This window comes from Mangrovibacter plantisponsor, assembly GCF_003182475.1.
Taxonomy (GTDB): Bacteria; Pseudomonadota; Gammaproteobacteria; order Enterobacterales; family Enterobacteriaceae; genus Mangrovibacter; species Mangrovibacter plantisponsor.
On the sequence record NZ_QGTS01000026.1, the window covers coordinates 18,623 to 27,091 of the forward strand.

Genomic DNA, 8,469 nt, shown 5'->3' on the forward strand with positions numbered 1-8,469 from the left:
GTCGGAGTTAGCACTCTCTGATGCCCGGTATTACCCGGGCACCATGGACCTGTTTGCGCGAGAATTACTCGTCTTCCAGTTCGATGTTGATACCCAGCGAACGGATTTCTTTCAACAGTACGTTGAAGGATTCCGGCATGCCCGGTTCCATCTGATGGCTGCCATCCACGATGTTTTTATACATCTTGGTACGGCCATTCACGTCATCAGACTTAACGGTGAGCATTTCCTGCAGAGTATAGGCGGCACCATATGCTTCCAGTGCCCACACTTCCATCTCCCCGAAGCGCTGACCACCGAACTGCGCCTTACCACCCAGCGGCTGCTGAGTAACCAGGCTGTAAGAACCGGTGGAACGAGCGTGCATTTTGTCGTCGACCAGGTGGTTCAGTTTGAGCATGTACATGTAACCAACAGTTACCTGACGCTCGAACTTCTCACCGGTACGGCCGTCAAACAGCGTAATCTGACCAGAAGTCGGCAGATCACCCAGTTTCAGCAGCTCTTTAATTTCAGCTTCTTTCGCACCATCAAACACTGGGGTGGCAATCGGCATACCTTTGCGCAGGTTTTCAGCCAGACGCAGAACTTCTTCATCGCTGAAGGTATTCAGGTCTACTTTCTGGCGAACATCTGCACCCAGGTCATAAGCACGCTGGATGAACTCACGCAGTTTGGCCACTTCCTGCTGCTGTTTCAGCATGGCGTTAATCTTGTCGCCAATACCTTTAGCAGCCATACCCAGGTGGGTTTCCAGGATCTGACCGATGTTCATACGAGACGGTACGCCCAGTGGGTTCAGTACGATATCAACCGGCGTGCCGTTTTCATCGTATGGCATATCTTCGATCGGGTTGATCTTAGAAATAACCCCTTTGTTACCGTGGCGGCCCGCCATTTTATCCCCAGGCTGAATCTGACGTTTAACAGCCAGATACACTTTAACGATTTTCAGCACGCCAGGTGCCAGGTCATCGCCCTGAGTGATTTTACGGCGTTTCGCTTCGAGTTTTTTCTCGAACTCGTGCTTCAGTTCATCGTACTGCTCTGCCAGTTGTTCCAGCTGATTCTGTTTTTCTTCATCAGCCAGGCCCAGTTCCAGCCAGCGATCACGTGGCAGTTTGTCGAGCTTCTCAGCTTCAATGCCACCAGAGATCAGCACAGCACGGATACGGCCGAACAAGCCAGCTTCGAGGATTTGCAGTTCTTCAGACAGGTCTTTCTTAGCCTGTTTGAGCTGCATTTCTTCGATTTCCAGCGCACGTTTATCTTTTTCTACGCCATCGCGAGTAAAGACCTGAACGTCAATAACGGTACCAGATACACCATTCGGTACGCGCAGAGAAGAGTCTTTAACATCAGAGGCTTTTTCACCAAAGATGGCACGCAGCAGTTTCTCTTCCGGAGTCAGCTGAGTTTCGCCTTTCGGCGTTACTTTGCCCACCAGGATGTCGCCACCGGTAACTTCTGCACCGATGTAAACAATACCGGATTCATCCAGTTTGGAGAGCGCAGCTTCACCCACGTTCGGGATATCTGCAGTAATTTCTTCAGGCCCCAGTTTGGTGTCGCGAGACACACAAGCTTGTTCCTGAATATGGATAGTGGTGAAACGGTCTTCCTGGACAACACGCTCAGATACGAGGATGGAGTCTTCGAAGTTGTAACCGTTCCATGGCATAAACGCCACGCGCATATTCTGACCCAGCGCCAGTTCACCCAAATCGGTGGACGGGCCATCAGCCAGAACATCACCACGTTCCACCGGCTCACCCAGAGACACACACGGCATCTGGTTGATGCAGGTGTTCTGGTTAGAACGGGTGTACTTGGTCAGGTTGTAAATATCGATACCTGCTTCGCCCGGATACATCTCATCTTCGTTAACTTTAATAACGATACGGGAAGCATCAACGTACTGGATAGTCCCACCACGTTTGGCAACAGCTGTAACACCGGAGTCAACTGCAACAGCGCGTTCCATACCTGTACCAACCAGCGGCTTATCAGAGCGCAGAGTTGGTACCGCCTGACGTTGCATGTTCGCACCCATCAATGCACGGTTGGCGTCATCGTGTTCCAGGAAGGGAATCAGAGACGCACCAACAGAAACAACCTGTTGTGTGGAAACGTCCATGTAGTCAACCTGATCACGGCTGAACAAACTTGATTCGCCTTTGTTACGGCAGGTTACCAGGTCTTCTACGAAGTGGCCGTCGTCATCCAGGTTGGAGTTCGCCTGAGCGATAACGAAGTTGCCTTCTTCAATAGCAGACAGGTAATGAATTTCGTCGGTCACAACACCGTCAGTCACTTTACGATACGGTGTTTCAAGGAAACCATACTCGTTGGTCTGTGCATAAACAGACAAGGAGTTGATAAGACCGATGTTCGGACCTTCAGGGGTTTCGATTGGGCACACACGACCGTAGTGAGTCGGGTGAACGTCTCGAACTTCAAAGCCCGCACGCTCACGGGTCAGACCGCCTGGGCCCAACGCGGAAATACGGCGTTTATGGGTAATCTCTGACAGCGGGTTGTTCTGGTCCATAAACTGAGACAGCTGGCTGGAACCAAAGAACTCTTTAACTGCAGCAGAGATAGGTTTCGCGTTGATCATGTCCTGCGGCATCAGGGTGTCGAGATCGCCCAGAGACAGACGTTCTTTAACCGCACGCTCTACACGCACCAGGCCAACACGGAACTGGTTCTCAGCCATTTCACCCACAGAGCGAATACGACGGTTGCCGAGGTGGTCAATATCATCCACTTCGCCTTTACCGTTACGAATATCGATGAGTTTTTTCATTACATCGATAATGTCTTCTTTGCTCAGGATGCCAGAACCTTCAATCTCGCCACGCAGCAGCGAGCGGTTGAATTTCATACGACCTACAGCAGACAGGTCATAGCGGTCTTCAGAGAAGAACAGGTTCTCGAACAGGCTTTCAGCAGCTTCACGAGTCGGCGGCTCACCAGGGCGCATCATGCGATAGATTTCAACCAGCGCGCTCAGGCGGTCATTGGTTGGGTCAATACGCACGGTTTCGGACATGTACGGACCATGGTCCAGATCGTTGGTGAACAGAGTCTCAATGCTCTTATGGCCTGCCTGGCTCAGTTTAGCCAGCAAGTCCAGAGACAGCTCCATGTTCGCCGGGCAGATCAGCTCGCCTGTTGATTCGTCGATGTAATCTTTAGCAACGACTTTCCCGGCGATATATTCGACAGGAACTTCAATGTGCTGAACTTCGTCTTTTTCCAACTGGCGGATATGACGAGCAGTGATACGGCGACCTTTCTCAACGTAAACTTTACCGTCTGATTCGATATCGAAAGAAGCGGTTTCACCACGCAGACGTTCCGGCACCAACTGCATTTGCAGTTTGTTATCACGGATTTCAAACACAACTTTTTTGAAGAACAAATCCAGGATCTGTTCAGTTGTGTAGTTCAGTGCACGCAGGATAATCGTTGCCGGCAGTTTACGACGGCGGTCAATACGTACGAACAGGTTGTCTTTCGGATCGAATTCGAAGTCCAGCCATGAACCGCGGTAAGGAATAATACGCGCGTTGTACAGAACCTTACCCGAAGAGTGGGTTTTCCCTTTGTCACTGTCAAAGAAGACGCCCGGGCTACGGTGTAACTGGGAAACGATAACACGCTCAGTACCGTTGATAACGAAAGTACCGTTATCAGTCATGAGCGGGATTTCACCCATGTAGACTTCTTGTTCTTTGATGTCTTTTACAGTGCCTTCAGGCGCTTCACGCTCATAGATAACCAGGCGCAGTTTTACGCGCAGCGGTGCAGAGAACGTAACACCACGGATCTGGCATTCTTGAACATCAAAGACAGGTTCGCCAAGACGGTAGCTGACGTATTGCAGTTCCGAATTGCCGCTGTAGCTCTGAATCGGGAATACGGAGCGGAAAGCCGCTTCAAGACCGTACTGCCCTTCAGGATCTTGCTCGATAAACTTCTGGAACGAGTCAAGCTGGATAGAAAGGAGATATGGGACATCCAGAACTTGTGGACGTTTACCAAAATCCTTACGAATACGTTTTTTCTCGGTATAGGAGTAAACCATAGGGTTCCTCAGCTCGCTGACAAGTCGACCCACTCTGCCCACTGGACGGACAGTTTTTTATGCAACACTATTTTTTGACCGGAAAGTGGAACACTATCCGCAATGCCTGTTTCTATCACTCTTAAACCATTTCATTGCGATTTACCCAGCAACACCGCGCTGTCGCAGTATATTAAGTCGTCGATAGAAACAAGCATTGACATGAAAACCAGCAGTCAAACAGTGTGAAACGCTACTGGCTCCCTTGAGCGCAAAAAGGCTGGTGACTATAAAATCACCAGCCAGCAGCCTGATTTCTCAGGCTGTTACCAGAAAAAGTGGCTTATTTAACTTCAACTTCAGCGCCAGCTTCTTCCAGAGCTTTCTTCAGAGCTTCTGCGTCGTCTTTGCTCACGCCTTCTTTCAGGGCAGCCGGAGCAGATTCAACCAGATCTTTGGCTTCTTTCAGGCCTAGACCGGTAGCACCACGCACTGCTTTGATAACAGCAACTTTGTTACCGCCAGCAGCTTTCAGAATTACGTCGAATTCAGTTTTTTCTTCAGCAGCGTCAGCAGCCGGGCCAGCAGCAACAGCTACAGCAGCAGCAGCAGAAACACCGAATTTTTCTTCCATTGCAGAAATCAGTTCTACAACGTCCATTACGGACATAGCGGATACTGCTTCAATGATTTGATCTTTAGTGATAGACATTTAAATTGTTCCTGAATATCAGAATAAGTTTATACGTAAGCAAGCGAATGACAAAAAAAAGTGCAATTAAGCAGCTTCTTTCGCATCGCGTACAGCCGCCAGAGTGCGAACCAGTTTGCCAGCAGAGGCTTCTTTCATGGTTGCCATCAGGCGTGCAATTGCTTCTTCGTAGGTTGGCAGAGTTGCCAGGCGATCGATCTGAGCCGCCGGGATGAACTCACCTTCAAAGGCTGCCGCTTTGACCTCAAATTTTGCATTCGCTTTAGCGAAATCTTTGAACAAACGAGCAGCTGCGCCCGGGTGTTCCATAGAGTATGCAATCAGGGTCGGACCAACAAACGCGTCTTTCAGGCATTCGAACTGAGTGCCTTCAACAACACGACGCAACAGGGTGTTACGAACAACACGCATGTAAACGCCGGCTTCGCGACCTGCTTTACGCAGTTCGGTCATTTTGTCTACGGTTACGCCACGGGAATCCGCAACTACCGCAGACAGCGCGCCTTTGGCTACTTCGCTGACTTCAGCAACAATCGCTTGTTTGTCTTGAAGATTTAAAGCCATTAGCTTTGCTCCTGGATGTTTGCCGGGACACTGAGTCCCGGAACTCACTTCACTCTTATCAACGATAAGAACGTCTTAATACGGTGAGCAGAAACAAGCCAAAGAGAACTTAATAAAAAGATTCTTCAGGTTCTGTCACCGTCTACGCAGGAAATTAAGCCTCAATTAAGAAACACCTGCGGTCTTGGACGGAGGCCTGGATAAGGCCAGGCTCCAACCGAAATTCTTGTTCAATGCAATTCATGCATTGCACGTTCTGCACTAAACGTCTGCCTGAGCAGAAACGTGGGGGGAAGATTGTAGACAAATCCACCGCCCACGTAAAGCGAATGATTAGTTCGCAACCGCTGACAGACCAGCCTGGTCAACAGCAACGCCAGCACCCATGGTGGTAGACAGGCTAACTTTCTTGATGTAAACGCCTTTAGCAGTAGCAGGTTTCGCTTTTTTCAGCGCAACCAGCAGTGCTTCCAGGTTTTCTTTCAGTTTGTCAGCGTCAAAATCTACTTTACCAATAGTGGTGTGGATGATGCCGTTTTTGTCGTTACGGTAACGAACCTGGCCAGCTTTAGCATTTTTAACTGCTTCAGCAACGTTAGGAGTTACAGTACCAACTTTCGGGTTTGGCATCAGGCCGCGCGGCCCCAGGATCTGGCCGAGTTGACCAACAACGCGCATTGCATCCGGAGAAGCAATAACAACGTCGAAGTTCATTTCGCCTTTCTTGATCTGGTCAGCCAGGTCTTCCATACCTACCAGCTCAGCGCCAGCAGCTTTAGCTGCTTCAGCGTTAGGACCCTGGGTAAATACGGCAACGCGAACGGTACGACCAGTACCATTCGGCAGCACAGTTGCGCCACGAACGTTCTGATCAGATTTACGTGCATCGATGCCGAGGTTAACGGCAACGTCTACGCTTTCTACGAATTTTGCAGTGGCCAGCTCTTTCAGCAGAGCAATGGCTTCGCTGATGTCATACTGTTTAGTTGCATCAACTTTGTCACGGATCACGCGCATGCGCTTGGTCAGTTTAGCCATTTCTTAGTCCTCCACTACCAGGCCCATGGAACGAGCGGTACCAGCGATAGAACGAGCCATCGCTTCAACATCTGCACCAGTCATGTCCGCTGCTTTGATCTGAGCAATCTCAAGAACCTGAGCGTGAGTTACTTTACCCACTTTGTCTTTGTTCGGTTTACCGGAACCAGACTTGATACCAGCCGCTTTTTTCAGCAGAACTGCTGCCGGCGGAGTTTTGGTAACGAAGGTGAAAGAACGGTCAGCGTAAACGGTAATAACAACCGGAATTGGCAGACCTTTCTCAAGGGATTCAGTTTTGGCGTTAAACGCTTTACAGAATTCCATGATGTTAACACCCTGTTGACCCAGAGCCGGACCAACTGGCGGACTCGGGTTAGCCATACCAGCTGCAACCTGCAGCTTGACATAGGCTTGGACTTTCTTGGCCATTGATATTTCCTCTAATGGGTTATAACGCCTCTTTTGAGGCTCCCCGTAGTTAAACTCTGTTTACACGCTTTACGGCATGTAAAAACAAAAGGCGCGAAATTGTATGTCAATTTCGCGCCTCACGCAACAGTAATTGTTGCTTTTACATTCGATTTTATAACCAGCACAACCTGCGGGTTAGTGGCGCCGCAGCAGTTGTGACGTCAGGCTAATCAGGCTTTTTCTACCTGGCTGAAATCCAGCTCAACAGGTGTCGCGCGGCCAAAGATGGACACAGACACTTTCAGGCGGCTTTTCTCGTAATCGACTTCTTCGACAACGCCGTTAAAGTCAGCGAACGGACCATCGTTAACACGAACCATTTCACCCGGTTCAAACAGCGTTTTCGGACGCGGTTTATCCCCAACCTGCTGCAGACGGTTCATGATAGCATCAACTTCTTTGTCGCTGATGGGCGCCGGGCGGTCAGAGGTACCACCGATGAAGCCCATAACACGCGGTACACTGCGTACCAGGTGCCAACTGGCGTCATTCATCACCATCTGGACAAGAACATAGCCCGGGAAAAATTTACGTTCGCTTTTACGGCGTTGACCGCCACGAATTTCAACCACTTCTTCTGTTGGCACCATAACTTCACCAAACAGTTCTTCCATATTATGCAATTTAATATGTTCACGCAGAGAAGTAGCTACGCGACCTTCAAAGCCGGAAAACGCCTGAACGACGTACCAACGTTTTTTAGGAGCTTCAGACATTTCAGAACCTCAGTCCAGTGATAAAAGAGACCACACGGACCAGAATACCATCCAGCCCCCACAGGATCAGTGACATAACAGCCGTCACTGCTGCAACGATTAATGTGGTGTGCAATGTTTCCTGGCGGGTCGGCCAAATCACTTTACGAACTTCAGTTCTTGCTTCACGGGCAAAAGCAACCGTGGCTTTACCTTTTGTGGTCAACAGAGCGACACCACCTGCTGCAGCAATCAAAACGACTACCGCGACAGCCCGACCCAGCAGGTTCACATCACGATAAAGGTAGTTGCCGATGATGGCCACACAGAGCAGAGCAATGACAACCAGCCATTTTAATACTTCCAGGCCGCGCCCGCTTCCCTGAGCTTCGGTATTCGCACTCATAGTTCAACCTGTAACAATGAATCAGACAAACATTTTTGCCCCGCAAACGCGAGGCAACCAAACCGAATTTCGCTTAGGCAATATTTCGGCACTCTACGCCATCTTCAGAGCCTGTCTCAGCAATGATTATGGAAAAGAAATCACTGATGAGCCAGGTTCTGGTTCGAGAGCGTACAAAAAGGGCATCAAATGATGCCCTTTTATTGCGCATTACGTCAAATGTTATCAGCAATTAGCCGAGAACTTTAGCAACAACGCCAGCACCAACGGTACGGCCGCCTTCACGGATTGCAAAGCGCAGACCTTCGTCCATTGCGATCGGGTGGATCAGGGTAACAACCATTTGAATGTTGTCGCCCGGCATTACCATTTCAACGCCTTCCGGCAGTTCGATGGAGCCAGTTACGTCAGTGGTACGGAAGTAGAACTGAGGACGGTAGCCTTTGAAGAACGGAGTATGACGGCCGCCTTCATCTTTGCTCAGAACGTATACTTCAGATTCGAATTT

At 49.7% G+C, this 8,469-nt stretch carries 8 protein-coding genes; all 8 read right to left on the bottom strand.

Features of this window, described 5'->3' with window-relative positions; genetic code table 11:
* Positions 1-64 precede the first annotated feature (64 nt).
* Positions 65-4,093, bottom strand: a complete 4,029-nt coding sequence (gene rpoB, locus DES37_RS24535; RefSeq protein ID WP_036103045.1) for a DNA-directed RNA polymerase subunit beta — start codon at positions 4,091-4,093, stop codon at positions 65-67.
* Between the two features lie 322 nt (positions 4,094-4,415).
* Positions 4,416-4,784: a 50S ribosomal protein L7/L12 gene (gene rplL, locus DES37_RS24540; RefSeq protein ID WP_036103048.1), complete on the bottom strand. Its 369-nt coding sequence runs from the start codon at positions 4,782-4,784 to the stop codon at positions 4,416-4,418.
* 66 nt (positions 4,785-4,850) lie between these two features.
* Positions 4,851-5,348 (bottom strand): 50S ribosomal protein L10, encoded by a 498-nt coding sequence (gene rplJ, locus DES37_RS24545; RefSeq protein WP_036103050.1) that lies wholly within the window; start codon positions 5,346-5,348, stop codon positions 4,851-4,853.
* Between the two features lie 333 nt (positions 5,349-5,681).
* A complete protein-coding gene (gene rplA / locus DES37_RS24550; RefSeq protein ID WP_110028206.1) occupies positions 5,682-6,386 on the bottom strand; it encodes a 50S ribosomal protein L1 in 705 nt (234 codons plus the stop codon).
* Positions 6,387-6,389: 3 nt separating this feature from the next.
* Positions 6,390-6,818: a 50S ribosomal protein L11 gene (gene rplK, locus DES37_RS24555; RefSeq protein WP_110028207.1), complete on the bottom strand. Its 429-nt coding sequence runs from the start codon at positions 6,816-6,818 to the stop codon at positions 6,390-6,392.
* A 212-nt stretch (positions 6,819-7,030) separates the two neighbouring features.
* On the bottom strand, positions 7,031-7,576 hold the full coding sequence (gene nusG / locus DES37_RS24560; RefSeq protein WP_001287521.1) for a transcription termination/antitermination protein NusG: 546 nt from the start codon (positions 7,574-7,576) through the stop codon (positions 7,031-7,033).
* 1 nt (position 7,577) lies between these two features.
* A complete protein-coding gene (secE, locus tag DES37_RS24565; RefSeq protein ID WP_064597158.1) occupies positions 7,578-7,961 on the bottom strand; it encodes a preprotein translocase subunit SecE in 384 nt (127 codons plus the stop codon).
* A 232-nt stretch (positions 7,962-8,193) separates the two neighbouring features.
* Positions 8,194-8,469 (bottom strand): EF-Tu C-terminal domain-related protein (locus DES37_RS24570; RefSeq protein WP_110028208.1); only part of this gene is annotated, 276 nt, incomplete at its 5' end.